The organism is Silanimonas algicola (genome assembly GCF_054777375.1).
Genome location: NZ_BAAHAS010000001.1, coordinates 500,455 through 527,134, shown reverse-complemented (window position 1 = coordinate 527,134; position 26,680 = coordinate 500,455). Strand labels below are relative to the sequence as shown.

Genomic DNA, 26,680 nt, shown 5'->3' with positions numbered 1-26,680 from the left:
TCAGTAGACCTTGCCGGAACGGCCGTACTCGGCCAGCACGGCACACGCTTCGTCGCGGCGCAGGTCGGTGATGACTTCGATGCCGCGCTTCTGCAGCTCACCGCGCCAGTCCGCGGGCAAGGGGCCTTCGTCGAAGCCCGCCAGCGATTCGACGTCCTCGGCGCGCGCGCCGACCAGCAGGCGGTCGATGCCTGCCCAGACGCTGGCGCCGTAGCACATGCAGCAGGGCTGCGAGGACGTGGCCAGCGTGATCGGGCTGCGTTCGGCGTTGAGGCGGAACTGCTGCACGCGCTGCTGGCTGGTGGCGAAGGCCATCATTTCCGCGTGCGCGATCGAGGTGCTGTGCGGCACGACGCGATTGACGCCGACGCCGATCAACCGGCCTTCGGGCGAGAACACGGCCGCCCCGAACGGACCGCCGCTGCCGTGCGCCACGTTCAAGGCGGAAAGACGGATGGCGAGCGCCATCTTGGCGTCGTCGTCGCCGTAGTCGGCCGCGGCGTCCACGGCGTCATGCACCCAGGCGGGCAGCGTCAGGTGCACCTGCGCGTAGAGCATCAGCGCACGGCCTCGCCGCTGGTGGCCGGGCCAGCCTCGCAGCGGCCTTCCACGCACACGCAGCCGGCGATGTCGCGGAAACCGCAGATCGACTGCATGTCGTTCTTGGCGCATTCGGCCTTCACCTGCTCGGGGAAGGTCGGGCTGTTCGCGTTCACGCAGGCCGGCGAGTAGCCACAGCAGCTGCCGACGTCCTTGACGGCGCAGTCGGCGTCGGTGGTGCAGGAATAGTCCACTTCGCCGGGCGCGCCGGCGTCGGCCACCGGCACCGCGGCGTTCGCCCGCGGCTGGTCGACCATGGGCCGGCCGTTGGCGTCCGTGGCGGGCACCGCCATGTCCGGTGGCGGCGTGGCCGGCCCGGAGCCGGCGTCGCCGTTGCCCGACGAGGCACCGGCGCAAGCCGCAAGCGCCAACGAGGCCGCGAGCAGGGCGACGCGGGCGAGGAGGGCCGTGGTCGATCGGGAAGACGCACGCATGGTCAGGCTCCTTTCGCGGCCCAGCTGTCGCGCAGGGTCACGGTGCGATTGAACACCGGCGTGGCCGGTGCGTGGTCATGGCGTTCGGCGGCGAAGTAACCGAGGCGCTCGAACTGCACGGCGGTCTCGTTGGCGAGCGCCGCGGCGGCGGGTTCGACATAGCCCGTGACCACGCGGATCGAGTCCGGGTTCAGGTGGTCGCGGTAGGTCTTGCCGCCTTCATCGTCGTCCGGGTTCTCCACCGAGAACAGGCGGTCGTACAGGCGCACTTCGGCCGCGACGCCGGCGTTCGCGCACACCCAGTGGATCGTGCCCTTCACCTTGCGGTTCGCGCCTTCCATGCCGGGGCGGCTTTCCGGGTCGAGCGTGCAGCGCAGTTCGATGATCGTGTCGCCGTCCTTGACCAACTCGTCGCACTTGAGGATGCCGGCGCCGCGCAGGCGCACTTCGCCGCCCGGCACGAGGCGGTGGAAGCCCTTCACCGGGGTTTCCATGAAGTCCTCGCGTTCGATCCACAGCGCGTTCGAGAACGGCACGGCGCGCTGGCCCTTCGATTCGTCCTTCGGATGATTCGAGAACGTCAGCGATTCGCGATGGCCCTCGGGCAGGTTGGTGATCGTCACCTTGACCGGGTCGATGACCGCCATGCGGCGCTCCGCCTTGGCGTCGAGCACGTCGCGGATGCAGCCCTCGAACACCGAGAAGTCGATGACCGAGTTCTGCTTCGAGATGCCGACGCGCTCGGCCAGCAGGTGCAGGGCCTCGGGCGGCACGCCGCGGCGGCGGATGCCCTGCAGCGTCGGCATGCGCGGGTCGTCCCAGCCGGCGACCAGCTTTTCGTTCACCAGCGCGAGCAGCTTGCGCTTGCTCATCACCGTGTAGTTGATGTTGAGGCGCGAGAACTCGATCTGCCGCGGCTTGGCGGCTTCGTTCGGCACGCCTTTGTCCGTCAGGGGCTTCAGCAGCTCGGGGCGCTCGTGCAGCCGCACGTGGTCCACGGCCCAGTCGTACAGCGGCCGGTGGTCCTCGAACTCCAGCGTGCACAGCGAGTGGGTGATGCCCTCGATGGCGTCCGACAGCGCATGCGCGTAGTCGTACATCGGGTAGATGCACCACGCATCGCCAGTGGCCTGGTGGGGCACCTTCTTGATGCGGTACAGCGCCGGATCGCGCAGGTTGATGTTGCCCGAGGCCATGTCGATCTTGGCGCGCAGGGTGCGCGCACCGTCGGCGAACTCGCCCGCGCGCATGCGCCGGAAGAGATCGAGGTTTTCCTCGACGCTGCGGTTCCGGAAGGGTGATTCGCGACCCGGCTCGGTGAGGCTGCCGCGATACTGGCGGACTTCTTCGGCAGAGAGGTCGCAGACGAAGGCCTTGCCGTCGCGGATCAGCTGCTCGGCGGCGAGGTAGAGCACCTCGAAGTAGTCCGAGGCATGGCGCAGCTCGTGCCATTCGAAGCCCAGCCAGCGCACGTCTTCCTTGATCGCCTCGACATACTCGAGGTCTTCCTTCTCGGGGTTGGTGTCGTCGAAGCGCAGGTTGCAGTGCCCGCCGAACTCGGCAGCGATGCCGAAGTTCAGGCAGATGCTCTTCGAATGCCCGAGGTGCAGGTAGCCGTTCGGCTCCGGCGGGAAGCGGGTGTTGATGTGCCCGTGCTTCCCGCTGGCGAGGTCCTCGCGGACGATGTTGCGGATGAAGTCGGTGCGGACCGGGGAGGCCTCGGTCGCGGAGGAAGGTTCGCTCATGGCGCCTGGAACGGAAACGGGGCAGACCGCGAAGTCTACCCCGCCGGGCCGTTCATCGCTCCGCGCTGGGGCCCTGCGCCTTACTCGGTGAAGCGGAAGCTGGAGATCTCGCAGACGTCGATGCCGTGCTTGACCACTTCGTCGCCGTCGTCGAACTCGGCCTTGAAGTCGAACTTGCAGTAACCCGTGCCGTCGTCGAAGTTGATCATCACCGACTGGCCCGGAGCGAGCACGTCGTCCCCGAGGATGTCTTCCTCCCAATCGGTGGTTCCGGCGTTCGAGCCGTAGAAGCGGACGATGGTGTGGCTGGTCTCGTTGATGATGCGAACGCGCCGGTCTTCCTGGGCGCTCGCCGTGCCGCTGGCGAGGCCGACTAGGGCGAGGACGGTCAACAGGATCGCGGTGCGGAAGGCGGCGAGGCTGGGCTGCATTGGCGGGCTCCTCTGTCGATGGGCCTCCATGGTCGCGTAGTCGCGGCGTGAAGGGTTGTCAGAGCCTGTCAACGGAATCGGCCGGTGCCGTCCGCGGGCGCCCGTCTGTCAAAGGCCGTCAATTCCCGCGGACCTTCCGCTACAGTGGGTGTCCGCCTGTCCGCTGCCGACCGCATGCACGTGCGTCTGACCACGCTGGCCCTCGCCGCCATCGCCCTGCTGCTGCTGGTCGCCGTCGCGGTGGCGCCGGCCACGCGGGTCGATCTCGCGCGCAGCAGCGTGCCCTTGCAGGTCGCTTCGACGACCGCGCCGCCCGATGTGCCGCTGGCCGATGTCCTCAGCGGACGCTATCAGCCGGGCTTCTTCCCGGCGCTCGACGGGGCGGTGGCGGCGTCGCCGCGCGCCGACCGGATCGTCTGGCTCCGCCTGCAGGCCAACGTGCCGGCTCGGGAAACCGGGGAACGCTGGTATGTCCGCCTGGAGCGTGCGCCAGTGGATCGCGTTGCCGTCCTCCTGCCGGCGGCGCCGGCGAGGGAGGTTGCCGAGAGCCGCTATTTCCGCCTCGGCACCTGGGACGCGCGTTGGCCCGATGGCTTCGTCCTGCCCTTGCCCGATGCCGTGGCGGGCGATGCGTCGATCTATCTCCGCGTGGAAGGCAATGTCGATGCCGACCTCCGCCCGCAGTTGATCGATGGCCGGGTCCTCGCCGAGCGCGAGGCGGCAGCCCGCCGTCTGTTCGCGCTGGTCTATGGCGTGCTGCTGGTCTCGTTCGCACTCTGCCTCGTGCCCGCCGTCCGGCGCGCCGGTGCGGGAGGCTGGGGCATGGCGGCGTTGACCGGCGTTTCGGCGTTGTCCATCGCCCTGATCAACGACCACCTGCCCCTGGCGTTGCGCGCAGTGCTCGAGCCCTGGCTGGCCGGTGGCCTGGTGTATGCGACCACCATCCTGCTTGCCGGCGCCTTGCTGGTCGTTGCGCGCCGGCAGTCCGGCTTGAAGTCGAACTCGGCGACCTTGGCGCATTGGTACCAGCGCATCGGTCTCGGGCTCGTGGTCCTGGCCTTCGTCGGCACGCGGGTTCCCGCCGAATATGCCGACCTTCTGCGACGTGTCGCCGAACTGGTGTGGTCGCAGGCCTGGCTGCTGGTGCTCGTGGCCTTCGCGCTGGACCGCCGGCGGCTGCGTTCGGTGCCGATCGCGTTGATGGCTTTGCTGATCGCAGCCCTGGTGGTCCGCGCCCTCGCGGCGGGGGGCGCGGTGCCGGCCTCCGCGCTCGCGCTCTATGGCTACCAGCTGCTGATCGCCACCCTGATGTTCGCGCTCGTGCTGTTGCCGTGGATGCGCGGGCTGCCGGTGGAAGCGCCGAAGGTCGCGGCGCCGGTCCCCGAGATCCCCGTGGATGAGCGCTGGAAGCGTGCGGAAGCCAAGATGGTCGCCGCCATCGATGCAGCGCTCCGCTACGGCGGCGGCGCGGAAGCGGACTGGGTGGTGGCGCGCCGGCTGATCGAGACGCTCAAGCCCCTGATCGAAGGCCGGTCGACGGCCGTCGCCCGTTCCACGTTGCATGGCGAGGACACCATCATCGCCGAGCCGGCCGACGCGCAGTCGGCGTACGCGATGCTGCTGCGCGATCGCGCGCGCGTGCTGCGTTCGCTGCTTCGCCTCGGAACGCCGCAGCAGCTCGTCCTGCCGATGGGCATCGATGGTCCAAGCCAGGTCGCGCTGGTGCCTTACCTCATCTCCGAGCGGGGATGGACCGCGCTGTTCGCCGAGCGACGCGGCCGCGGCTTCGAGCCGGAGGAGTTGGCCCGCATCGAGACCCTGGTGGCCGCCGCCCGCCGGGTGGCGGCCAACGCCCTGGAAGAGCGCGAGGCGGCGATCCGTGCCGACCTCGACCCGGTGCTCGAGGTGCTGAACGCGGAGGCGCTGCAGCGCGACCTCCGCGTCGCCTTCGAGCGTTGCCGCGACAACAGCGAGCCGATCGCTTTGCTGCGGATCCCGCTGGCGGGAGAGGGGGGCTTCGAGGGGCGGGCCAAACGGCTGATCGCCGCCCTCGAAGTGCTCGATGCCTTGCCCTCGCACCTGCTGGGCCGTCCGGGCCCCGACGAGCTGTGGATGGTCCTGCCTGGCCTCGACGTGCCCGCTGCGCGTGCGTTCGCCGAGGCGCTGCACCAGCGCTTGTCCCCGGCCGAAGCGCCGGCGTCCGGCCTCGCTCCGGCCGGCATCCGCCCGATGGTGGCCGAATGGTTGATCGGCATCGGTGCCATCGCCGTGGGCGAGCGCGTGCCGCGCCCGATGATCGAGCGCGCTGGGGAGGCATTGGCGCGTGCCCGCGTACCCGGCGCGCAGGCGGTGCAGGCCGCCGTGCCGGCGCTACACTGAGCCATGCTCGAACTCGTCATCGGCAACAAGAACTACTCCTCCTGGTCGCTCCGGCCGTGGCTGCTGCTGCGGCACTTCGACGTCCCGTTCCACGAGGTCCGCCTGCCGCTCGACACGCCGGAGTTCCGCCGGCGCATCCCCGACTACTCTCCCACCGGGCGTGTCCCCGTGCTGCACGACGGCGCTCGCGTGGTCTGGGATTCGCTCGCCATCTGCGAGTACGTCAATGAGGCTTTCCTCGACGGTCGCGGCTGGCCGGCCGATCCCGCGCTGCGCTGCCTCGCCCGTTGCGCCGCCTCGGAGATGCATTCCGGCTTCGCCGCGCTTCGCGCGCAGCTGCCGATGAACTGCCGGCGCACGCCGAACGCCTACCGCTGGAACGCGGACGCCGACGCCGACATCCGCCGCGTCCTGACGCTCTGGCGCGAGCTCCGGCGTCGCGCCGACGGGCCGTTCCTCCTGGGTCGATTCGGCATCGTCGATGCGATGTTCGCGCCGGTCGCCATCCGCTTCCGCGGCTACGGCGTGGCGTTGGACGACAACGCGAGGCACTACTGCGACGCGCTTTTCGCGCTGCCGGCGATGCGCGAATGGCAGACGGCCGCGGAGGCGGAGTCCGAACGACTGGCCTACGATGCGCTCTGACCGGGGCGCGCTGCTGGCGATGGCCGGCGGCGCCAGCCTGATCAGCCTCACCGGGGTCCTGGTGCGCTACGCCGACGTACCGCCCACCGTCGCCGGCTTTTGGCGCATGGCCTTCGGTGGGTCGATGCTCGCCTTGGTGCTGCTGGTGCTGGGACGCTGGCGTCAGGTGCCGCCGCGTGCATGGGCTTTCTGCCTGTGGCCGGCCTTCGCATTTGCCGCCGATCTCTGGCTCTGGCATCGCAGCATCCACGCCGTCGGCCCTGGATTGGCGACGCTGCTGGCGAACACGCAGGTGTTCTTCATGGTGGCCGCGAGCGTGCTGTTCTTCGGCGAACGCCTGCATGCGCGCTTCGCACTCGGTGTCGTCCTCGCGTTCGGCGGGCTGGCGCTGATCCTCGGCGACGGCTGGTCGACGCTGGCCGCCGAGTCGAAGGCGGGGGTTTGGCTCGGCTTCGCCACGGGCATCGCCTACGCCGCCTACAACCTCGGACTGAAGCGCAGCCAGCGCGAGGCGCCGATGGCGGCGGAACCGATCCTCGTGGTGTCGACGCTGCAGTGCGCGGCGATCCTCGGTGTCGCGGTATTGGTCGAAGGGGTGTCGTTCGCCATCCCCGACACCCGCAGCCTCGTGGCCCTGCTGGCGCTCGGGCTGATCGGCCAGTGCCTCGGCTGGGTGCTGATCGGCCGGGCGTTGCCGCGTATCAGCGTCGCCAGCGTGGGTCTGCTGCTGCTCCTGCAGCCGCTGCTGGCCTTCGTGTTCGACGTGCTGCTGTTCTCCCGCCCCACCGCGATGTACGAGTGGATCGGCGTCGCGATGTCGCTTGCGGGGATCTTCGTCGCCGGGCTCAAGCCGGCGGACCCTCAGGGCAGCACGGTGACTTCGCAGACGTAGACGATCTCGCAAGCGCCGTCGCCGCTGTCGTCGCGGCGCAGCGACGTCGACCACCGGTAGCCGTCCGGTGTCTCGATATCGACCAGCCAGCCGGTGAGGCGAACGCGGTGGCCCTCGTCGAGCGCGTCGAGGCGCTTCGCGATCGCCGAATTCGCCGGGATCATGTGCATGTTGCTGCTGCTGGCGATGATGGTCTCGAGCGGCAGTGGCGGGCCCTCTGGCCCCCAACGGTAGTGGTACCAGCGGCCCGACTGGGAGATGTCGAGCGCCTCGTAGTTCGCCGGGTCGGCCATCGGGCCCCACCCCAGCGCGAGATCCAGCGGCGAGACCGCCGCCTCGCGGCCAAGGCGGTAGCGTTCGACGCCGAGGACGGTGGCCTCCACGGCGAATCCGGCTCGAGGCGTGGTGCGATGGTCGCCCAGCAGGAACGGCGGCATGGTCGGCGCGGCGCCCAACTGCACCGGCGTCGGCGCGGCGCCGATGCGCGGTACCACGCAAGCGGCCGGCGCGCCGTTCACGTCGCGCGCTGTTGCAACCGCCGGGGTCCGCGACTGCCACCCGCCGAACGCGAGGCAGCCCGCCATCACGATGAGCAGGGTGCGAGGCACCGGCCCCAGGGCCGTGGCCGATGCCCCGGTCATTCGCGCGCCTCGAGGCGCAGCAGTTCTGCCGGTAGCCGAGCCAACACGTCGGCGAAGCCGCGCAGGAAGGTGGCCCGCGCGGAGCTCTTGCGCCAGAACAAGGCGATTCGGCGCTTCGGCGCCGGGGCGGCGAAAGGCAGCAGGCGCAGGTTGGGCTGCGGTGGCACCGGGGGCTTCACCGCCAACACGGGAAGCAGGGTCATGCCTACGCCGGCGGCGACCATCTGCCGCAGCGTCTCGAGCGACGTGGCGCGGAAGCCGTCCTTCTCGCTGGCGCCGGCGAGGTGGCAGACGTCGAGGGCCTGCTCGCGCAGGCAATGGCCGTCCTCGAGCAGCAGCAGGTGCTCGTGCTGCAGCGTGTCGAGGCTGAGCGTCGCGCGCTTGCGGCCGCGTGGCGTCGCCAGTGGGTGTTTTTCCGGCACGGCGAGCACGAAGGGCTCGTCGAACAGCACCGCGTGTTCAAGGCCTTCGTCGTCGACGGGGAGGGCCAGCACCGCCGCGTCGATGCGGCCTTCGCGCAGTCGCGCGATCAGGTCGCCCGTTTTCTCCTCCACGAGCAGCAGCTCCAGCTTGGGATAGCGGGCGCGCAACGGGCCCACCACGTGGGGAAGCAGGTAGGGGCCCAGCGTGGGGAAGAGGCCGAGCCGCAGCGTGCCCGATTCCGGATCGTGGGCGCGACGGGCGATCTCGCGCATCTGCTCGACCTCGGCGATGACGTGGCGGGCGCGCTGCGCGATCTCGGCACCGGCTTCGGTGAGCATCACCTTGCGCGGGGCGCGCTCCACGAGTGCCACGCCCAGTTCGTCTTCCAGCTTGCGGATCTGGGTCGACAGCGTGGGCTGGCTGACGTGGCTGGCCTCGGCCGCACGGCCGAAGTGCCGATGCTCAGCGAGGGCCAGCAGGTAGCGCAGGTCACGGAGGTTCATATCGATAGTCTAAGGCTATTGAATCAATGCGTTCAATTCATTTCATCTTTTTGTGCGCTGCGACTACATTGCAATCCGTCAGCCGCGCCCCCACGTCCAACGGCGGTGCGCGGGCCCCCCCTTCGCTTCCTCCCCTCCCCAACCCCACCTTCCCAACCAGGAGTGATACCCATGTCCCTGATCAACACCGCGGTCCAGCCGTTCAAGACCACCGCCTTCCACAACGGCAAGTTCGTGCCGGTCACCGAGGAGAGCTTCAAGGGCGAGTGGTCGGTCATCGTGTTCATGCCGGCCGCCTTCACCTTCAACTGCCCGACCGAAGTCGAGGACGCCGCCGACAACTACGCCGAGTTCCAGAAGCTGGGCGCCGAGGTCTACATCGTCACCACCGACACGCATTTCTCGCACAAGGTGTGGCACGAGACCTCGCCGGCCGTCGGCAAGGCCAAGTTCCCGCTGGTCGGCGACCCGACCCATGCGCTGACCCGCATGTTCGGCGTGCACATCGAGGAAGAGGGCCTGGCCCTGCGCGGCACCTTCATCGTCAACCCGGAAGGTGTCATCAAGACCGCCGAGATCCATGACAACGCCATCGCGCGTGACATGAAGGAGACCCTGCGCAAGCTGAAGGCCGCGCAGTTCGTCGCCAAGAACCCGGGCCAGGTCTGCCCGGCCAAGTGGAACGAAGGCGCCAAGACGATCGCCCCGTCGCTGGACCTCGTCGGCAAGATCTAAGCCAACCCGCCACCCGGTCGCCGCGCCCTGCGCGGCGGCCCGGGTGCTTGCCCAAGCCGCGCCGCGCGGTTTTGGCAAGCACCTTTCCTTTGCCTGCCCACGGCCCGCCCTGCGTGTGCCGAGGCCCCTTCTTGCCTTGTACCGGAGTCCCACCATGTTGGATGACGCCCTGAAGACCCAGCTCGCCGCCTACCTCGAGCGTCTGGTCGCCCCGATCGAACTCGTCGCCTCGTTCGACGGCGGTGACTCGTCCGCCGAGCTGCGCGCGCTGCTGGAGACCGTCGCGTCGCTGTCGCCGAAGATCACGCTGCGCGAAGCGGCCGACGTCCGCACGCCCTCGTTCGCCATCCAGCGCGCGGACGATGCGTCGGTGGCGGTGCGCTTCGCCGGCATCCCGCTGGGCCACGAGTTCACCTCGCTGGTGCTGGCCCTGCTGCAGGTCAGCGGCTACCCGCCGAAGGTCGAGCAGGCCCTGGTCGACGCGGTGAAGGGCCTCGACGGCGACTTCCAGTTCGAGAGCTATTTCTCGCTGTCCTGCGGCAACTGCCCCGACGTGGTGCAGGCGCTCAACCTGATGGCGGTGCTGAACCCGCGCATCACCCACGTGGCGATCGACGGCGCGCTGTTCCAGGCCGAGGTCGAGGCGCGCGAGGTGATGGCCGTGCCGGCGGTGTTCCTCAACGGCCAGCCCTTCGGTTCGGGCCGCATGGAGCTGGCGCAGATCGTCGCCAAGCTCGACACCGGCGCCGAGGCGCGCGCCGCCGAAGCCATCAAGACGAAGGCGCCCTTCGAGGTGCTGATCGTCGGCGGTGGCCCGGCGGGCGCCGCGGCGGCCATCTACGCCGCGCGCAAGGGCATCCGCACCGGCATCGCCGCCGAGCGTTTCGGCGGCCAGGTGATGGACACCATGGGCATCGAGAACCTCGTGGCCGTGATGGAGACCGAGGGGCCGAAGCTCGCCGCCGAGCTGGAGCGCAACGTGCGCGCCAACGGCGTCGACCTGATGAACCTGCAGCGCGCCGAGGCGCTGGTGCCCGCTGGCGCCGACGGCCTCGTCGAGGTGAAGCTCGCCAACGGCGCCTCGCTGAAGTCGAAGACGGTGATCCTCGCCACCGGCGCGCGCTGGCGCACGATGAACGTGCCGGGCGAGGACCAGTACCGCAACAAGGGCGTGGCCTTCTGCCCGCACTGCGACGGCCCGCTGTTCAAGGGCAAGCGCGTGGCGGTGATCGGCGGCGGCAACTCCGGCGTCGAGGCGGCCATCGACCTCGCGGGGATCGTGGCGCACGTGACCCTGCTCGAGTTCGACACCAAGCTGCGGGCCGACGAAGTGCTGCAGCGCAAGCTGCGCTCGCTGCCCAACGTCGTGGTGATCACGAACGCCCAGACCACCGAGGTGACCGGCGACGGCCAGCGCGTCGACGGGCTCGTCTACACCGACCGCGCCAGCGGCGAATCGAAGCGCATCGACCTCGAGGGCGTGTTCGTGCAGATCGGCCTGCTGCCGAACACCGAGTGGCTGAAGGGCACGATCGAACTGACGCCGCGCGGGGAGATCGTCACCGACGACAAGGGCCACACCTCGCTGCCGGGCGTGTTCGCCGCCGGCGACGCGACCACCGAGCCCTACAAGCAGATCGTCGTCGCGATGGGCGGCGGTTCGACCGCCGCGCTGTCGGCCTTCGACCACCTGATCCGCCACAGTGCGCCGGCGGCCGCCGCCGCGCCGTCGGAGGTGCCGGCAACGGCTTGAGTGCTGCTGGAGGCCCTGCGCCCGCTATCATCCCTCCGTCCGACCGGCGGAGGGGACGATGGCGACGCCAGAGGAAGACCAGCCCCGCTTCGAGGGGATCCCCGAGCGAAATTCCAGCGACACGCTGCTCCGCACCCTGCAGCAGCACCATGTGCACCTGTCGGCCATGGCCGACACCAAGGCCAATATCCTCATCACCGTTTCGTCGGTGGTGCTCACGCTGAGCCTCGCGCGGTTCAACGATCCCGGGCTGCGCCATTCGATGATCGTGCTCGCCGTGTTCACCCTGCTGGCGCTGCTCCTCGCGGTGCTGGCCGTGCTGCCGAAGTACCGGCCGCTGCGCTTGCCGAGCCCGGATGCGCCGTTGCCGCCGGCGTTCAACCTGCTGTTCTTCGGGCATTTCGCCGAGCTCACGCGCGAGCGCTTCCTCGACGAGATCGAGCGCTCGCTGAAGCCCGGCGGCAGCGTCTATGCCGCCATGGCGAAGGACGTGTATTCGCTGGGCTGGTACCTCTCGCACCACAAGTACCGCTACCTGCGGGGGGCCTACCTGAGTTTCCTTTGCGGTTTCCTGGGCGCCTGCGCGGTCCAGCTCGCCCGGTGGAGCGGCGGATGGACCTGAGCATACGGACGGTGTTGCGGCGGGCCGGAACGGCCCTGGCCGCCGTCTCCGGCGACGACGTCGGGGAAGCCCGCGTCGAGGCCGAGTCGCTGCTCGCCCATGTGCTGGAGAAAGACCGCACGTGGCTGTTCACGCACGCGGACGAGGCGCTCGATCCGGTCGCCGCCGCCCGCTTCGACGCCCTGCTGGTTCGGCGCGTGGCCGGCGAGCCCGTGGCCTACCTCACGGGCCGGCGCGGCTTCTGGCGATTCGACCTCGAGGTGACGGCCGATACCCTCATTCCGCGCCCCGACACCGAATGCCTGGTGGAGGAGGCCTTGGCCCGGCTGCCGCCGGGGCGGCCGCTTCGCTTACTCGACCTGGGTACCGGAACAGGCGCGATCGCGCTAGCGCTCGCCTTGGAGCGGCCGCTGGCCGAGGTGGTCGCCGTGGAGGTCAGTCCCGGCGCGGCAGCCGTGGCGCGACGCAATGCGCGACGCCTTGGCCTCGAGGCGCGGGTCGACGTTCGCGACGGGGCGTGGTTCGCGCCGGTCGCCGGCGAGCAGTTCGACCTCGTGGCCAGCAACCCCCCCTACATCGAGGCCGACGATCCGCACCTGTCGATGGGTGACCTGCGTTTCGAGCCGCGCGGCGCGCTCGCCTCCGGCCGCGACGGCCTCGACGACCTGCGGTGGATCGCTCGCGACTCGGCGCTCCACCTTCGGCCCGGCGGCTGGCTGCTCCTGGAGCACGGCTGGCGCCAAGGGGAGGCGGTGCGCGGGTTGCTCGCTGCGGCCGGATTCAGCGGCATCACGACGGTTCGCGACCTCGAAGGACGCGACCGCGTGACCCTCGGGCATCGCGGGGCCTGAGGCCTCAGTCCAGCAGGGCGTCCATGTCGTTGCCGATGGAGACGACGTCCTCCCAGTGCGGCTCGAGCGTTTCCTGTTCCAGTTCCAGCCACGAGCAGACCGGGGCCGCCGCGCTGGTGAACAAGCGGTCGAACGGCTGCTTGCCGATGACCAGCAGGTGGCAGGCGCGGGCGACGTGGACGAGGCCGGCGTATTCGTTGGGCACGCGCGCCGCCATGGGGGCCGCCTGGTTCACCACCGCCTCGCAGAGCGCATCGGGGAAGTGCCAATGGCTGGCGAGTGCGCCGCCGATCTCCACCGAGGTGTAGCCGAGGATCATCTGCTCGGTGTCGCCGCGAGGCGCCCCGGCGGCCACCGCGGCATCGACCTCGCGCATGCGCTCGCCGTCGAGGGTATGCATCAGGAGGTTGCCGACGTCGTGCAGCAAGCCGGCCGTGAACGCCGTCTCGGCGTTGAGGCTGCGCAGCTTGCCGCGACGCACCAGCCATCGGCACAAGCCCGCCACCATGAAGCTCTTGCGCCAGAAGGCGCGCAGGTCGAACTCGTCCGGCGCCTTGAAGGCGGCGACCACGCCGCCCGCGGCGACCATGGTCCGCAGTGCGTCGACGCCCAGGAGCACCACCGCGTCGTTCACCGTGCTGACCTTGCGGGTACCGCCATAGAACGAGGAGTTCGCAAGGCGCAGCACTTTCGCGGTCAGCGCCTGGTCGAGCTGCAGCTTGGCGGCGATCTTCCCGGCATCGACGTTGGGATCGTCGAAGTCGCGCAGCAGCTCCTGCACGACCTTCGGGATGGACGGCAGCTGATGGGCCTGTTCGAGCATCTTCTGCACGTGCATCGCGGGCTCCGTCGTGGTGGCGTGGTGGGTGGAGCTTAGGGGGCGAAGCGGCGTTTCAGGAAGCACCAGGCGGCGCGCAGTCCTTGGGCTTCACCGCCGGCCGGCTTCCCCGGGCGATCGGCGTCGTTCCAGGAATACACGTCGACGTGCGTCCACGGCTGAGCATCGGGGATGAAGCGCTCGAGATAGAGGGCGGCCGTCACACATCCCGCCATTCGCGAGGCGCCCGAGTTCGCCATGTCGGCGATGCCGGACTTGAGGTAGCTGTGGTACGGCCGCCACAGCGGCATGCGCCACAGCGGGTCGCGCTGTTCGACGCCGGCTTCGATGTAGCTCGCGGCGAGGTCGTCGCGGTTGCAGAACAAGGCCGGCAGGTCGGGGCCGAGCGCGATGCGCGCGGCGCCGGTGAGCGTGGCGAAATCCATCACCAGCGCCGGGGACTGCTCGGCGGCGTAGGTGAGCGCATCGCAGAGGATGATCCGGCCTTCCGCGTCGGTGTTGTCGATCTCGACGCTCAGGCCGGCGCGCGTGGCGATCACCTCGCCGGGCCGGTAGGCGTCCGGACCCAGCGCGTTCTCGACGGCCGGGACAAGCAGGGTCAGGCGCACGGGCAGCGCGCGCTCGAGCACGAGGCGGGCCAGCGCGATGGCGTGCGCCGCGCCGCCCATGTCCTTCTTCATGTTGCGCATGCCGTCGGCCGGTTTCACGTCGAGCCCGCCGGTGTCGAAGCAAACGCCCTTGCCGACGATGACGAGATGTGGCGACGCGGGGTCGCCGTGCGTGAGCTCGATCAGCCGCGGCGCGCGATGGCTCGCCCGGCCCACGGCATGGATGGCCGGGAAATTCTGCGCCAGCAGTTCGGCGCCGCGGATGCTGCGGAAGCCGGCACCGTGCGTCGTCGCCAGCGCCTGCACCGTCGCTTCGAGCTCGTCCGGCCCCATGTGCTCGGTCGGGGTGTTCACGAGGTCGCGCGTCAGGATCGATGCGGCCAGCAGGGCCAGTGCCTCGGGCTGCGATGCCGCGTCGACGGCCAGCTTCGCCGTCGGCTTCACCGACTTCAGGTAGCGGGCGAACTTGTACGCCCCGAGGCCCCAGCCGAGCAGGGCGCGATCCGCGGCCATGGCCACCGGGCTGTCCGTGGCGATGCGGAAGGCGATCGGCGGCAGAAGCGCGGGCAGGTGGCCGAGGCTGGCGGGGTCCTGCGGGTCGCCGATGCCGGCCACCGCGGCGGCGGGTGCGCCATCGGTGCCGGGGATCAGCAACTGGGTGAATGCATCGCCCTTGAATCCATGGGCGTCGATCCACGTTTGCGTTGCAGCGGGCTGGGCCGATTTCCATGCCGCGAAGTGCGCGGTGTCGACGAGGTGGAGTGGCAGGGCCGGCGCATCGGCCGGCACGAAGCAGGTGGGAAGCGACATGGACGATGGCGTCGATGCGGGATGGATTCGGAATTCAGCCGAGCTTAGCGGGTTCGTCCGCCGCGGCTTGTCGCGGTGCGTCAAGCCCGCCGGGGCGATCCAGCGCGGCCACGAGTGCGTCGAGCGTCGCCACCTCGAGGTCGGGCGACGGCAGCTCGCTCGGCCAGGCGGCGCCATGGCGGTTCACCCAGCACGTGCGAAGGCCGGCGCTTGCGGCGCCGTGAACGTCGAGCCATGGGTCGTCGCCGACGTGCAGCACCTCGGCACTCGCAAGGCCCAAGGCCTGGACCGTGTGCTCGAAGATCCCCCGCTCGGGTTTGGCCATGCCCATCTCGCGGGCCGCCACGCGGACCGCGAAGCGTTCGGCGATGCCGATGCGCTGCAGGTCGGCGTTGCCGTTCGTCAGCGAGGCGAGGAGGAATCGCCCGCCCAGGACATCGAGCGCCGGCAGGGCGTCGTCGAAGAAGGCCACGCGGTTGCGCTCGAGGTACAGCGCCTCGAAGGCCGGGCGCGCGTGCGCGAGGTCGTCGCCGCCCTCGGCCAGCGCGCGCTCAAGGCAGATCAGGCGTTGCGCCGTGAAGTCGTGGGCCAGGTGGGGGTGCTCGTTCGCCACCTGCTCGCGCAGCGCGCGCATGCGTGGCACCGGATAGGCCGCGGCGGTGCGTGGGCAGTGGGCGTCGAGGTAGGCGTGCAGGGCGGCTTCGGCCCGCTCGATCACAGGCCAGATCGGCCACAGGGTGTCGTCGAGGTCGAAGCTGATGGCGCGGATGGTCGTCATCCGGCCATTGTCCCCCAGATGGCCGAGGTCCGGGCCTCGCCCCGCGGCGGGGCCCGGACCGGCCGATCGTTCAGCGAAGTTCCAGGTCGCCCTGCTGGGCGCCGCGCTGGACGCGCAGGATCAGACGCGCCGGCGGCTGGGCGAGGGCGCTGCGCAGCGCGGCCAGGTCGTCGACGCGTCGGCCGTTGACGCCGTAGATGCGGTCCCCGGGCATCAGGCCGTTCTGTCCGGCGCGTGAGTCCGCGGTGACGTTGACCACCGATACGCCGGCAAGGCCGCCGCGGCGGAAGCGCTCGGCCACCTCGCCCAAGGTGGCGCCGGTGAGCCGCAGGTCGATATCGGCGCCGGGAAGCTGCTTGGGCTGCTCGCGCAGCGTCGCCGAAAGCTTCAGCGCCTGGGCGCCTCGGCGCACGTCCAGCGCAGCCGCCTGGTTCACCGGCAGCAGGCCCTCGGCGTTGCGCAGGGCCTGCGCGCCGTCGACGCGCTGGCCATTGATCGCGGTGACGACGTCACCGGGCCGCAGCCCCGCGGCCTCGCCCGGCGCGTTGCGGTAAACGCGGGTGACGATGGCGCCGCGCACGGTCGCATCCAGGCCGAGTTCCTGGGCGAAGCGCGGGGTGAGGTCGACCAGCTCGATGCCGAGCGAGCCGCGCTTCACTTCCCCGTAGACCAGCAGCTGGCGCATCACCTCGTGCGCGAGGTTCGCCGGGATCGCGAAGCCTAGGCCGATGTTCCCGGCGGCACTGCCGCGCGGGTTGAAGCTGGCCGTGTTGATGCCGACGAGCTCACCGCGCAGGTTCACCAGCGCGCCGCCGGAGTTGCCGGGATTGATCGAGGCGTCGGTCTGGATGAAGTCCTGGAAACCGAGGCCGGTCAGGCCGCTTCGGCCGACCGCCGAGACGATCCCGGAGGTGACGGTCTGGCCGAGGCCGAAGGGGTTGCCGACGGCCACCACGAAATCACCGACGCGCAGACCCTGCGAGTTCGCGAGCGGCAGTGCCCTCAGGTTGTCGGCCGGGATGCGGATCAGCGCGACGTCGGTCCCGGGATCGCTGCCGATGAACTCGGCCTCCACGGTGCGCCCGTCGTGCAGCTGCACGCTGACTTCGGTGGCGTTGTCGACCACATGGTGATTGGTCAACACGTAGCCGCGCTGCGCATCGACGATGACCCCGGAGCCCAGCGACTGCGACTCGCGACGCTGCGGGCCGTCGGGCATGCCGAAGAAGCGTCGGAAGAACGGATCGCTGGCCAGCGGACTCTGCACTTCGACGACCTGGCGCGTGTAGATGTTCACCACCGCCGGTGTCACGCCCTCGAGCATCGGGGCCAGCGAGGGCAGGGCAGGGAGGGCGACCACTTCGCGCGGTGTCGCCGCGGTGACGGCCGGCACGGACGCCGGCGTTGCCTCGGGAGCGACGGGCTGTGCCCGAGCGGCGGGCACGGGATCCGGGGCGAGACCACGGGCGATCAGGCCACCGCCGATGGCGGTCACCAGCAGGCAGGCGAAGAGGGGCAGTGGACGCATGTGCAGTCGGTCCTCGAAGGTGTCAACCAGGGCGATAGATGCGGATTCCACGCGCTCTCCGCAAGGGTTACGGCGCACGCGGCTGGCCGCGGTTCATCCGCGCAAAAGCGCTCGCAAACCGCTGAACAGGAAGCAGAAACGGCCTCTCGCCGTCATGTCGTGATGGCGTGTTCAAATCCGTTGACAGGGGTGGGGGGCGGGCGTACCGTTGCTCTCCGCCGCGCCCTACATGTTGGGGTCCCGGCGGGGAGGGGCCCCAAGATTTTGGGGCTTGAACACAGCTGATGACGCAAGACCGGACGGTTCGTCATGGGGCAGGTCGACTGAAAAACGGGGTTCCGCCGGCGCATTGCGCCGTGGGCGGCCGTCTTTCCGTCTCCGGGGCCCTCCGCGCCGCGCCGATCGACAACGACGCCCCCGGGCGGAGGAGAGACGAGGAATGAGTACGGTTCGCCTGGAGGCGGTCAAGACGGATGGCCCGGTGGAGATCGCCATGCAGCCGGCGTCCTGGGACATCTGGGACAAGAAGTACCGCCTGAAAACGAAGAAGGGCGAACCGGTCGACCAGGACATCGATGGCACCTACAAGCGGGTCGCCAAGGCCCTGGCCGACGCCGAGCCGAACGTCGAGAAGCAGAAGTACTGGTACGAGCGCTTCCTGTGGGCACTGCGCCGCGGCGTGATCCCCGCCGGCCGCATCACCTCGAACGCCGGCGCGCTGGAGCACAAGCCGGCCACCTCGACGATCAACTGCACCGTGTCGGGCACGATCCCCGACTCGATGGACGGCATCCTCGAGAAGGTCCACGAGGCTGGCCTGACGCTGAAGGCGGGCTGCGGCATCGGCTACGAGTTCTCGACGCTCCGCCCGCGCGGCGCCTTCGTGGCCGGCGCCGGTGCCTACACCTCGGGCCCGCTGAGCTTCATGGATATCTACGACAAGATGTGCTTCACCGTCTCGTCGGCCGGTGGCCGCCGCGGCGCGCAGATGGGCACCTTCGAGATCAGCCATCCGGACGTCAAGGAATTCATCAAGGCCAAGCGCGAGGACGGGCGCCTGCGCCAGTTCAACCTCTCGCTGCTGATCACCGACGAGTTCATGGACGCCGTGGCCCGCGACGCCGAATGGCCGCTGGTGTTCCCGATCAGCGAGAAGGAGGTCGGCGACATCGACCTCGCCGACGCCAAGCAGGTCGTGTGGCGCGAGTGGCCGACGAGCAAGGGTTATGTCACCCGCGACGATGGCCTCGTGGCGTGCAAGGTCTATAACCACGTCCGTGCCCGCGGCCTGTGGGACATGATCATGACGTCCACCTACGACTTCGCCGAGCCGGGCTTCATCCTCATCGACCGCGTCAATGAGATGAACAACAACTGGTTCTGCGAGGCCATCCGCGCGACCAATCCCTGCGGCGAGCAGCCGCTGCCGCCCTACGGCGCCTGCCTGCTGGGCTCGGTCAACCTCACCAAGTTCGTGCGCGACCCGTTCACCGACAAGGCGCGCTTCGACTGGGAGGAATACAAAGAGGTCGTCCGCGTCTTCACGCGCATGCTCGACAACGTCGTCGAGGTGAACGGCCTGCCGCTCGAGCAGCAGCGCATCGAGATCATGCGCAAGCGCCGCCACGGCATGGGCTTCCTGGGCCTTGGCTCGACGATGACCATGCTGCGCATGAAGTACGGCTCGCCGGAAAGCTGCGAATTCACCGAGGCCGTCTCCCGCGAGATGGCGGTGGCCGGCTGGGAAGTGGCGCTGTCGCTCGCCGAGGAGAAGGGCCCGGCCCCGATCATGGACGAGGACTTCACCGTCACCGCCGAGATGCTGCGCAAGCGCCCGGAGATGGCGAAGGACGGCTTCAAGGTCGGTGACACGGTCAAGGGCCGCGTGCTGCACGCCAGGTATAGCCGCTACATGCAGCGCGTCGCCGGCGTGGCCCCGGAGCTCGTGCAGAAGCTCGCTCAAGTGGGCGCCCGCTTCACCCACCACAGCTCGATCGCGCCGACCGGCACGATCTCGCTCTCGCTGGCCAACAACGCCTCCAACGGCATCGAGCCCTCGTTCGCGCACCACTACTCGCGCAACGTGATCCGCGAAGGCAAGAAGTCGAAGGAGAAGGTGGATGTCTACAGCTTCGAGCTGCTGGCCTACCGCGAGCTGGTGAATCCGAAGGCGATGCCGTACAGCGACGATCCGGAGGCCAAGCTGCCGGACTACTTCATCGCCGCGGACGACATCTCGCCGAAGGAGCACGTGGACATCCAGGCGGCCTCGCAGATCTGGATCGACTCCTCGATCTCGAAGACGGCGAACGTCCCGACGGACTTCCCGTACGAGGACTTCAAGGACATCTACCGCTACGCCCACGAGAAGGGCCTGAAGGGCTGCACCACGTTCCGCTTCAATCCGGCCGCCTTCCAGGGCGTGCTGGTGAAGGAGAAGGACCTCGAGAACACCACCTACCGCTTCGAGCTCGAGGACGGCAGCGTGGTCGAGGTGAAGGGCAACGAGCAGATCGAGTACGACGGCGAGATGCACACCGCCGCGAACCTGTTCGATGCTTTGAAAGAGGGTTACTACGGTAAGTTCTGAAGGCTCACGGCAAGTTCTGAGGCATCGCGGTAAGTTCTGACGGAAGGCCGCGGGCAGAGCGCCCGCGGCTTCCTGATCGAGGCCCGCCCGACCCGCCCCGGCGAGGTGGGCCCGAACCGGCAAGCGTGCACCGGCCCCAAGGCACGCGGATGCAGCACCCCACTGGAGTGTTCCCATGAGCAATGGCAACGGTGTGACCACGACGATCGCGCAGGCGGTCGAAGCGGTGAGCGACAAAGCCAACGAAGTCGTCGAGCAGGCGAAGGCCAAGGCGGCGCCGATGGTGAAGAAGGCCAAGGCCGAGGTCGCCAAGGTCGAGAAGGCCGCCAAGGCCAAGCTGAAGCAGGCCGAGAAGTCGCCCGCCGGCCAGGCCGTCAAGAAGGCCGTCGGCACCGCGAAGAAGAAGGTCGCGGCGGCGAAGAAGTCGGTCGACGCAGCGGTGAAGTCGGCGAAGGCCAAGCTCGGCGGCAAGCCGGCCAAGAAGGCGGCACCGGCCAAGAAGGCGGCCAAGCCTGCGGCGAAGAAGGCCGCGACGAAGGCGCCGGTGAAGAAGGCCGCGGCCAAGAAGTCCCCCGCCAGGAAGGCGGCGCCGAAGAAAGCGGTGAAGAAGGCGGCCCCGAAGAAGGCCGCGAAGAAGGCCGCCACGAAGACCGCGCGCCGCTGATCGCGGCGCCCGGCCCGGACACCCCGCTCCCCGAGCGGGGCCGGAAGCGTCACCCCTGAAATCCGCACCAGACAACGCAACAGGCACCACCCGCAGGAGCGCCGGCATGGCCATCAAGATCAGCAAGAAAATCAAGTCGTACAGCGTCGCCACGCCGGACGACAAGGCCGCCACGCCGGCACCCGCGCCCGTCGCCGCCGCGCCCGCGCCGCTGCCGACGGCCGAGATCATCCAGATGCACGAGCGCGTCGAGCGCCCGGAGACGCTGGTCGGCGCGACCTACAAGATCAAGTCGCCGCTGTTCGAGCACGCGCTGTACGTGACGATCAACGACATCGTGCTGAACCCCGGCACCGAGCATGAGCTGCGCCGTCCCTTCGAGCTGTTCATCAACTCGAAGAACATGGAGCACTTCCAGTGGATCGTCGCCATCACCCGCATCGTCTCGGCGGTGTTCCGCAAGGGCGGCGACGTGACCTTCCTCGCCGAGGAAATGAAGGCCGTGTTCGACCCGCGCGGCGGCTACTTCAAGGCCGGCGGCGTCTACATGCCCTCGATCATCGCCGAGATCGGCGGGGTCATCGAAGAGCACCTCAAGTCGATCGGCATGATCGTCGACCCGGAGATCAGCGACGCGCAGCGCGCCCTGATCGCCGAGAAGCGCGCCGCCTACGAGAACCGCTCAAAAAAAAACCCTGACGTGAGCGCCGCCACGGCGGTCGGCGGCGACATCGCGGTGACCGGCGACGGCACCAGCTTCCCGCCCTCGGCCACGATGTGCAGCAAGTGCAACACCAAGGCCCTGGTGCTGATGGACGGCTGCCAGACCTGCCTGAATTGCGGCTACTCGAAGTGCGGGTGAGCCCCTGAGGGCCCCGCATTTGCGGGGAAGGCAGAGGTCGCCTAGGCTCGGGGTTCCCCCCTCGACCAGGAGTGGTCCCGTGCTTCCGATGCGCCGTTCGATCGTCCTCGCCTTTGCCCTCGCCCTTGCCACCGCGGCGGCGCCGCTGCAGGCGGAGTCCCCCCCGGCCGGTCCGGCCGCCCCGGCGCTGCAGGCCACGGCCGAGCTGCCCCGCCTCGCCGGGCCGGTGCGCCCCTTCGTGCGCGGCCACGAGGAGCTCCGCCGCCGCGTCGAGCGCGACCGCGGCTTCCGCGGCATCGACCAGGCGCAGAAGGACGCGTTCTACGCCGCGCAGGATGCGGTGATCACGATGCTGTCCGGGGTCGAGCGCTTCGAGGACATCACGCCCGAAGCCAAGCCGCGCTTCCACGATGCGCTGCTCGACCTCGTGGCCGCCCAGCAGGTGGTGGTCGGCCAGCAGTTGGTGTGCCGGCGGATGCGGACTGTCGGATCCCAGATCCCCGAGAACGTTTGCCTGACCCGGGACCAGATCCTCGCCCGCAACGACGAGACGGGCGACACGATGCGCAAGCACCTGCAGCTGCAGCAAGCCGACTACTGCCAGATCGGGGTCTGCCTCCGCTGACGGGGGGCCGCCGCAGCGCGCCCGTCAGCCACGGCGCGGGCATACTGCGGCAGTGAACGGCACCCTCGACGACGCCACCCGTCAGATCGCTTTCGAGCATTTCGCGCGCGACTTCGCCCGCGCGCTGCTCATGACGCCGGCGGGCTGGCTCGTGGTGGCGGCCATGGCTTGGGACTACGCGCCCGCGGGCGCGTTGTGGTCGTGGTTCACTGGCGCGGTGCTGTGCTGGGCGCTCAGCCTCGCGCTCTGCCTGCGCGCCCGCGGCGCCGGTTTCGACCTGGCCAGGCATCGTCGCGGGCTCTGGGCCTCGGCGTTCATCGACGGCGTCGGCTGGGGATTGCTGCCGGTCTTCCTGATGGGGCTCGCCCCCACCCTCGACGCACGGCTTGCGGCGGTGCTTTGTGGCGTGGTGGCCGTCACCATCGGCGTCTACATCACCTCGCTGCCGGCCATGCGTCTGCAGATCGGCGGGACGTGGCTCGGGCTCGCCCTGTCGGTGTGGCTGGGCGGTGGGCCGGACGGCGCCATCCTGTTCGGTCTCGCGGTGATGCATGCGCTCGCGCTCGTCTTCCTGCCCGGCATCGCGGAGCGGGTCGTCGACGGCATCCGCCTGCAACAGGCCAATGCGCGCCTCGCCGAGCAGCTTCGCGTGCACCTGCAGGCGGTCGAGGAGGAAGCAGCGACCGATCCGTTGACGGGGGTGTTGAACCGCCGCGCCCTCGACCGGCTGCTGGCCCGCGAGATCGAGCGATGCGAGCGCCAGAGCAGCCTCGTTTCGGTGCTGGCCCTCGACCTCGACCATTTCAAGGCGGTCAATGATGCCTACGGGCATGCCGTTGGCGACGAAGCCTTGCAGTCCTTCGTGCGCCGCCTCCGGGGCCCGCTTCGCCAGAGCGACCACATCGCCCGCCCGGGGGGCGAGGAGTTCATCGTCCTGTTGCCCGGCGCGGCGTTGCCGAAGGCGCTCGAGATCGCCGAGCGCCTTCGCGAGGCAGTGGCGGAAGCCCCTCTGATCGATCCGCCGCGCGTCGTCGTCACCGTGTCGATCGGCGTTGCCGCGTTCCGCCCCGGGGACGACGCAGCCGCCCTGTTGGGCCGTGCCGATGCGGCGGCCTATGCCGCGAAGCGCGGCGGCCGCGATCGGGTGGTCGCCACCCGGGACTGAAGGCGACGCCTCAATCCGCCGGAGGCGTACCGACGTCGACAGGGGGGGCAGGCTCGTCGCCCGGTGCGACGATCGTGTAGCCCTTTGCGCGCATCGCGGCCAGCAGGCCGTCGTCGTTGGTGAGCACCTGGTAGTCGGCGACGGCGACCGTCGTTGCATGGGCAGCGAGGCTTTCCTCCGCGACACGCACCCACTCCTCGACCACCCGCCTTGGGAGGTCGTCGAAGCCGCGCTTCTTCAGGGCATCGCTGCCGAGCAGGGCCAGCGCGCAGGCGCGGATCTCGCTTTCGAAGCGCAGATCCTCCAGCGTGCGGAGATCGCCGACGGCCCAGGCGTTGGCGCGTTCGACCATCGCCGCGGTGTCGGTCTCCAGCCGCGCGAGCGTGGCCTCCATGCAGCCGAGGTCGTCGACGGGCGCACGCTCGAAGTCCCGGAGTGCGTCGCCGGGATCGTCGATGGTCACGACAACGTCGACCGGGACGATGTCGCGGTCGTGCCGCTTCGCCACGCGCTCGACCCGCTCCCAGACGATGTTCCGGCGACGCAGGTCGAGGTCCTCGAGGGCCTCGTCCATCAGCGCATAGGCGGCGAACACCGGGCGACGGTTCTCGATGCCGCGGTCGTTGCCGAGATAGATCGCTTTCTGCCGCTTCCAACGCGCATAGAGGTCTGGCGGCAGCACGTCGGCGAGCGTGCGGTCGTCGGGATTGTCGCGGGCGCGCAGGGCGGTCGGCACCAGCCGGAGCCGGCCGAAGAAGCCGATGTCGGCGTCCACGTCGACGCCCGGCAGGGAGAGCACGCGGTCGGCGCGGGCCACAAGGGCGTCGAGCTCGCGTGGCTCCCATTCGATGCGCCGTGGAAGCGGGCTCAGCGTTGCCATGATCCACAGCGTGTGGTCGCCCTTGCGGATCTGCCACAGGCCCGGGCCGGGCTGGATACCCGTGACGACGATAGCCTCGAGCGTGGTGGGGGCGGGTTCCGCGGCGGCGGGCGCGATGGCGGGTGCGGCGGCGGGTGCGGCGGCGGGCGCGATGGCGGGCATCGCGAGGGCGACAGCGAGGACGGGCGAGCGGAGGCGCATGACGGCATTCCCGGGAGGCTGGCCCGCATGCTGGCGCAACCGGCGTGAGGCCGGGATGGGCCGGAAGTCGCGTCGTGGGTTTTCCGTTCAGCCCCAGTCGTAATCCGACGGATCGAGGTTTCCCGCCTCTCGCACGTACTCCGGCGTGAAGCCGGGGAAGATGGCGACCACGCGGCCGTCGTCCATCCGGTACCAGCTCCGGCACTGGGTCCAGACCGAGCCGCGAAGACGCGCCTGCAGGGAGGCATCGTGCGCGGCCATGGCCTCGGCCTTCACCGCGGCCCAGCGCCCCTGGCCTCCGCTCACGCGCCGCATCACCGCGAGGGCGTGGCGAGCGGCCGCCTCGATGTAGAACAGGGTGCTGGTGTGGCCGGTGGCGGTGTTCGGCCCGAGCATCAGGAACAGGTTGGGGAAGCCGGCGACGCCGATGCCGTGGAGGGCGACCGGTCCCGCCCGCCACGCCTCCGACAAGGTGCGCCCCTCCCGGCCGATGATGGTGATCGATTCCAGCAGGTTCACCGTTTCGAACCCCGTCGCGCAGACGAGGGCGTCGAGCCTGTGTTCGCGGCCATCGTCCATGGTGATCCCGCTCGCGGTGATCCGGGCGATGCCCTCGGTGGCCAGTGTGACGTGCGGCTGGGCGAGGGTCGGGTAGTAGTCGTTGGCGTAGATGATCCGCTTGCAGCCGAGCGGGTAGGGTGGAACGAGGGCGGCGGAAAGGGCGTCGCCTTCTGGCGTCCGCGGCAATTGCCGACGCCGTTGCCAGCGCGCGAGGGACAGCATCAGCCGTCGCGCCGCCGTCCCCTCGTCGAAGCCTCGGCGCCCCCATTCGAGCAAGGCGGCCCAAGCAAGGCGCACCGCGGGCGCATAGCCCGGCACACGCATCAGCGCACGGTCGAACCAGCGGTAACGGCGCTCGAGCCTGGGCAACACCCAGTTCGGCGTGCGCTGGAACACCACGAGCCGGGAGGCGCGTGCCGCGAGCTTCGGGATGAGCTGCACGGCGGTGGAGCCGGTACCGATGACGCCGATGCGCTTCCCGTCGAGGGCCCGGTCGTCCTCCGGCCAGCGCGCCGTATGCAGCATCGGGCCGGCGAAATCGTCGAGCCCGGGGATCGCCGGCCAGCGCGGCTGGCTGAGCGGCCCGGTGCTGCAGATGAAGAAGCGCGACTCGAGGGTGTCGCCCTTCGATGTCTTGAATCGCCAAAGCGCCGCCGCGTCGTCCCAGGTGGCGGAAACCAGCGACGTGCCCAGTCGGAGGTGGCCGAGCAGGCCTTCGCGTGCGGCAAGCGCCTCCTGGTAGGCGTGGATCTCGGTGGCATCGGCGAAGCGCTGCGACCAACCGCCATTCGGCGCGAACGAGAACGCATAGGCGGGCGCGGGCACGTCGACTTGCGCGCCCGGGTAGCGGTTGTCCCGCCAGGTGCCGCCCAAGCCCGGCTGTTTCTCGAGCGCGACCACGTCGTGGATCCCGGCATGCTTGAGCGTGCGCAGCGCGCACAGGCCCGACATGCCGGCACCCAGCACCACGACGTCGTGCCGCGTGCTGCGCGGCGGGGTCGCGGCCTCCAGCGGCGGGACAGCGAAGCGTGCGATCCGGGCGATCGCGGCATCGGCACTGGGCAGCGTGCCGGCATGCATCGGGAAGACATGCCAACGGCCGTGGGTGAGGTCGGCCCGCGCGTCCACGCCGGCGGCACGCAGCGCTTCGACCAGACGCCGGCATCCGGGCGCGAAAAGGTCATCGCTGCCCCACTGCACGAACGTCGGCGGCAAGCCGGTGAGCGAGCCATGGATGGGCGACACGCGGGGGTCGTCGACCGACAGCGTCGCGCGGAAATGATCGATGCACGCGGCCACCCAAGGGCGCGACAACAGGGCCTCGCCCGGCATGTCGTCCGGCAGGTCGGCGAGGGTGAGATCCGCCAAGGGTGACAGCAGCAGGAGGGAGGCGGGCGGTGTCGCCCCGCGGTCGCGCAGTGCCTGCGCGAGGAGCAGGGCCAGGGTGCCGCCGGCGGAGTCTCCGGCGACGATCACCGGCCCGCCGGCGGCCAGCGCGCCATAGGCCGCCAGCGCGTCGTCGAGCGCGGCGGGGAACGGATGTTCCGGCGCCAGCCGGTAGTCGGCCGCGAACACCGGGAGGCCGAGGTCGCGGGCGAGTCTTGCCGTGAGCGCGCGATGCGTGGCGGGCGAGCCCACGCAGAAGGCACCGCCATGCAGGTAAAGCACACGCCCCGCCTTCACGGGCGCTTGCGGTGGATGGAGCCACTCGCCCGGTACGCCGCCCTGGGCGGCCGTCTCGACGCGGACGTCGCGCGGGCGTCGATTCAACGGCACGAGACGCTGCAGCCGCTGGCGCTGCGAGGGGATCGGGACCTGCGGAGCCAGCGTCGGCCTGACCACCAGCCGCAGGATGCACCGGAGCAGCGCTGCGACCAGCGCATCGACAAGGCCGGGCGCGCGCAGCGTCGCCATCG

Annotated in this window: 24 protein-coding genes; 12 read left to right on the top strand and 12 right to left on the bottom strand. The window is 69.9% G+C overall.

All coding sequences use genetic code 11. From position 1 onward, the window contains the following. The 4 genes from ACYVAK_RS02555 to ACYVAK_RS02540 form a co-directional block, all read right to left on the bottom strand. On the bottom strand, positions 1-558 hold the full coding sequence (locus tag ACYVAK_RS02555) for a nucleoside deaminase (RefSeq protein ID WP_461057670.1): 558 nt from the start codon (positions 556-558) through the stop codon (positions 1-3). Then, on the bottom strand, positions 558-1,034 hold the full coding sequence (locus tag ACYVAK_RS02550) for a hypothetical protein (protein ID WP_461057668.1): 477 nt from the start codon (positions 1,032-1,034) through the stop codon (positions 558-560). The genes ACYVAK_RS02555 and ACYVAK_RS02550 overlap by 1 nt, the downstream gene beginning before the upstream one ends. A gap of 2 nt (positions 1,035-1,036) precedes the next feature. After that, the gene (locus ACYVAK_RS02545) at positions 1,037-2,779 is read right to left on the bottom strand and encodes a glutamine--tRNA ligase/YqeY domain fusion protein (protein ID WP_461057666.1); all 1,743 of its coding nucleotides are present in this window, start codon (positions 2,777-2,779) and stop codon (positions 1,037-1,039) included. 80 nt (positions 2,780-2,859) lie between these two features. Beyond that, a complete protein-coding gene (locus ACYVAK_RS02540; protein WP_461057664.1) occupies positions 2,860-3,210 on the bottom strand; it encodes a hypothetical protein in 351 nt (116 codons plus the stop codon). A 174-nt stretch (positions 3,211-3,384) separates the two neighbouring features. Between ACYVAK_RS02540 and ACYVAK_RS02535 the strand changes: the two genes are divergently transcribed. Genes ACYVAK_RS02535 through ACYVAK_RS02525 form a run of 3 tightly spaced genes read left to right on the top strand, consistent with a single transcriptional unit; the run spans position 3,385 to position 7,126 of the window. Next, the gene (locus tag ACYVAK_RS02535) at positions 3,385-5,589 is read left to right on the top strand and encodes a nucleotidyl cyclase domain-containing protein (RefSeq protein ID WP_461057662.1); all 2,205 of its coding nucleotides are present in this window, start codon (positions 3,385-3,387) and stop codon (positions 5,587-5,589) included. Positions 5,590-5,592: 3 nt separating this feature from the next. Continuing rightward, positions 5,593-6,234, top strand: a complete 642-nt coding sequence (locus ACYVAK_RS02530; protein ID WP_461057660.1) for a glutathione S-transferase family protein — start codon at positions 5,593-5,595, stop codon at positions 6,232-6,234. Beyond that, a complete protein-coding gene (locus ACYVAK_RS02525) occupies positions 6,224-7,126 on the top strand; it encodes a DMT family transporter (RefSeq protein WP_461057658.1) in 903 nt (300 codons plus the stop codon). The genes ACYVAK_RS02530 and ACYVAK_RS02525 overlap by 11 nt, the downstream gene beginning before the upstream one ends. Here ACYVAK_RS02525 and ACYVAK_RS02520 read toward each other — a convergent pair. Both ACYVAK_RS02520 and ACYVAK_RS02515 read right to left on the bottom strand, forming a co-directional pair. Next, entirely contained in the window at positions 7,096-7,767 is a 672-nt protein-coding gene (locus ACYVAK_RS02520) for a hypothetical protein (protein WP_461057656.1), read from the bottom strand. The genes ACYVAK_RS02525 and ACYVAK_RS02520 overlap by 31 nt on opposite strands. Further along, positions 7,764-8,693, bottom strand: coding sequence for a LysR substrate-binding domain-containing protein (locus ACYVAK_RS02515; protein WP_461057654.1), 930 nt, complete (start codon positions 8,691-8,693; stop codon positions 7,764-7,766). Before ACYVAK_RS02515 ends, ACYVAK_RS02520 begins: the two co-directional genes overlap by 4 nt. A 171-nt stretch (positions 8,694-8,864) precedes the next feature. Between ACYVAK_RS02515 and ahpC the strand changes: the two genes are divergently transcribed. The 4 genes from ahpC (at position 8,865) to prmC (ending at position 12,654) form a co-directional block, all read left to right on the top strand. Continuing rightward, entirely contained in the window at positions 8,865-9,428 is a 564-nt protein-coding gene (ahpC, locus tag ACYVAK_RS02510) for an alkyl hydroperoxide reductase subunit C (RefSeq protein WP_461057652.1), read from the top strand. Between the two features lie 154 nt (positions 9,429-9,582). After that, positions 9,583-11,181 carry an alkyl hydroperoxide reductase subunit F gene (gene ahpF, locus ACYVAK_RS02505; RefSeq protein ID WP_461057650.1) on the top strand — a complete coding sequence of 533 codons (1,599 nt, stop codon included), beginning with the start codon at positions 9,583-9,585 and terminating at the stop codon, positions 11,179-11,181. A gap of 58 nt (positions 11,182-11,239) precedes the next feature. Next, on the top strand, positions 11,240-11,803 hold the full coding sequence (locus ACYVAK_RS02500; protein ID WP_461057648.1) for a Pycsar system effector family protein: 564 nt from the start codon (positions 11,240-11,242) through the stop codon (positions 11,801-11,803). After that, positions 11,794-12,654, top strand: coding sequence for a peptide chain release factor N(5)-glutamine methyltransferase (prmC, locus tag ACYVAK_RS02495; RefSeq protein ID WP_461057646.1), 861 nt, complete (start codon positions 11,794-11,796; stop codon positions 12,652-12,654). The genes ACYVAK_RS02500 and prmC overlap by 10 nt, the downstream gene beginning before the upstream one ends. Before the next feature lie 4 nt (positions 12,655-12,658). On the opposite strand, the gene ACYVAK_RS02490 is transcribed toward prmC, so the two are convergent. From ACYVAK_RS02490 to ACYVAK_RS02475, 4 genes are all read right to left on the bottom strand, one after another. Further along, positions 12,659-13,492 (bottom strand): HDOD domain-containing protein, encoded by an 834-nt coding sequence (locus ACYVAK_RS02490; protein WP_461057644.1) that lies wholly within the window; start codon positions 13,490-13,492, stop codon positions 12,659-12,661. A gap of 35 nt (positions 13,493-13,527) precedes the next feature. Beyond that, on the bottom strand, positions 13,528-14,910 hold the full coding sequence (locus ACYVAK_RS02485; protein ID WP_461057642.1) for a leucyl aminopeptidase family protein: 1,383 nt from the start codon (positions 14,908-14,910) through the stop codon (positions 13,528-13,530). Between the two features lie 34 nt (positions 14,911-14,944). Beyond that, the gene (locus ACYVAK_RS02480; protein WP_461057640.1) at positions 14,945-15,688 is read right to left on the bottom strand and encodes an HAD family hydrolase; all 744 of its coding nucleotides are present in this window, start codon (positions 15,686-15,688) and stop codon (positions 14,945-14,947) included. Between the two features lie 70 nt (positions 15,689-15,758). Continuing rightward, positions 15,759-17,216 carry a Do family serine endopeptidase gene (locus ACYVAK_RS02475; protein ID WP_461057638.1) on the bottom strand — a complete coding sequence of 486 codons (1,458 nt, stop codon included), beginning with the start codon at positions 17,214-17,216 and terminating at the stop codon, positions 15,759-15,761. A gap of 439 nt (positions 17,217-17,655) precedes the next feature. On the opposite strand from ACYVAK_RS02475, the gene ACYVAK_RS02470 reads away from it, so the two are divergent. The 5 genes from ACYVAK_RS02470 to ACYVAK_RS02450 all read left to right on the top strand — a co-directional run bounded on the left by ACYVAK_RS02470 (position 17,656) and on the right by ACYVAK_RS02450 (position 23,122). Next, on the top strand, positions 17,656-19,806 hold the full coding sequence (locus ACYVAK_RS02470) for an adenosylcobalamin-dependent ribonucleoside-diphosphate reductase (protein ID WP_461057636.1): 2,151 nt from the start codon (positions 17,656-17,658) through the stop codon (positions 19,804-19,806). 175 nt (positions 19,807-19,981) lie between these two features. Beyond that, positions 19,982-20,470 carry a hypothetical protein gene (locus ACYVAK_RS02465; RefSeq protein ID WP_461057634.1) on the top strand — a complete coding sequence of 163 codons (489 nt, stop codon included), beginning with the start codon at positions 19,982-19,984 and terminating at the stop codon, positions 20,468-20,470. Positions 20,471-20,576: 106 nt separating this feature from the next. Beyond that, on the top strand, positions 20,577-21,332 hold the full coding sequence (locus ACYVAK_RS02460; RefSeq protein ID WP_461057632.1) for a TSCPD domain-containing protein: 756 nt from the start codon (positions 20,577-20,579) through the stop codon (positions 21,330-21,332). A gap of 88 nt (positions 21,333-21,420) precedes the next feature. Beyond that, positions 21,421-21,957: a hypothetical protein gene (locus ACYVAK_RS02455; protein ID WP_461057631.1), complete on the top strand. Its 537-nt coding sequence runs from the start codon at positions 21,421-21,423 to the stop codon at positions 21,955-21,957. 52 nt (positions 21,958-22,009) lie between these two features. Beyond that, a complete protein-coding gene (locus ACYVAK_RS02450; RefSeq protein WP_461057629.1) occupies positions 22,010-23,122 on the top strand; it encodes a GGDEF domain-containing protein in 1,113 nt (370 codons plus the stop codon). Between the two features lie 10 nt (positions 23,123-23,132). Here ACYVAK_RS02450 and ACYVAK_RS02445 read toward each other — a convergent pair whose 3' ends face one another. Then, positions 23,133-24,203, bottom strand: coding sequence for a TraB/GumN family protein (locus ACYVAK_RS02445; protein WP_461057627.1), 1,071 nt, complete (start codon positions 24,201-24,203; stop codon positions 23,133-23,135). Positions 24,204-24,290: 87 nt separating this feature from the next. Continuing rightward, positions 24,291-26,678: an alpha/beta hydrolase fold domain-containing protein gene (locus tag ACYVAK_RS02440; protein ID WP_461057625.1), complete on the bottom strand. Its 2,388-nt coding sequence runs from the start codon at positions 26,676-26,678 to the stop codon at positions 24,291-24,293. Positions 26,679-26,680 lie beyond the last annotated feature (2 nt).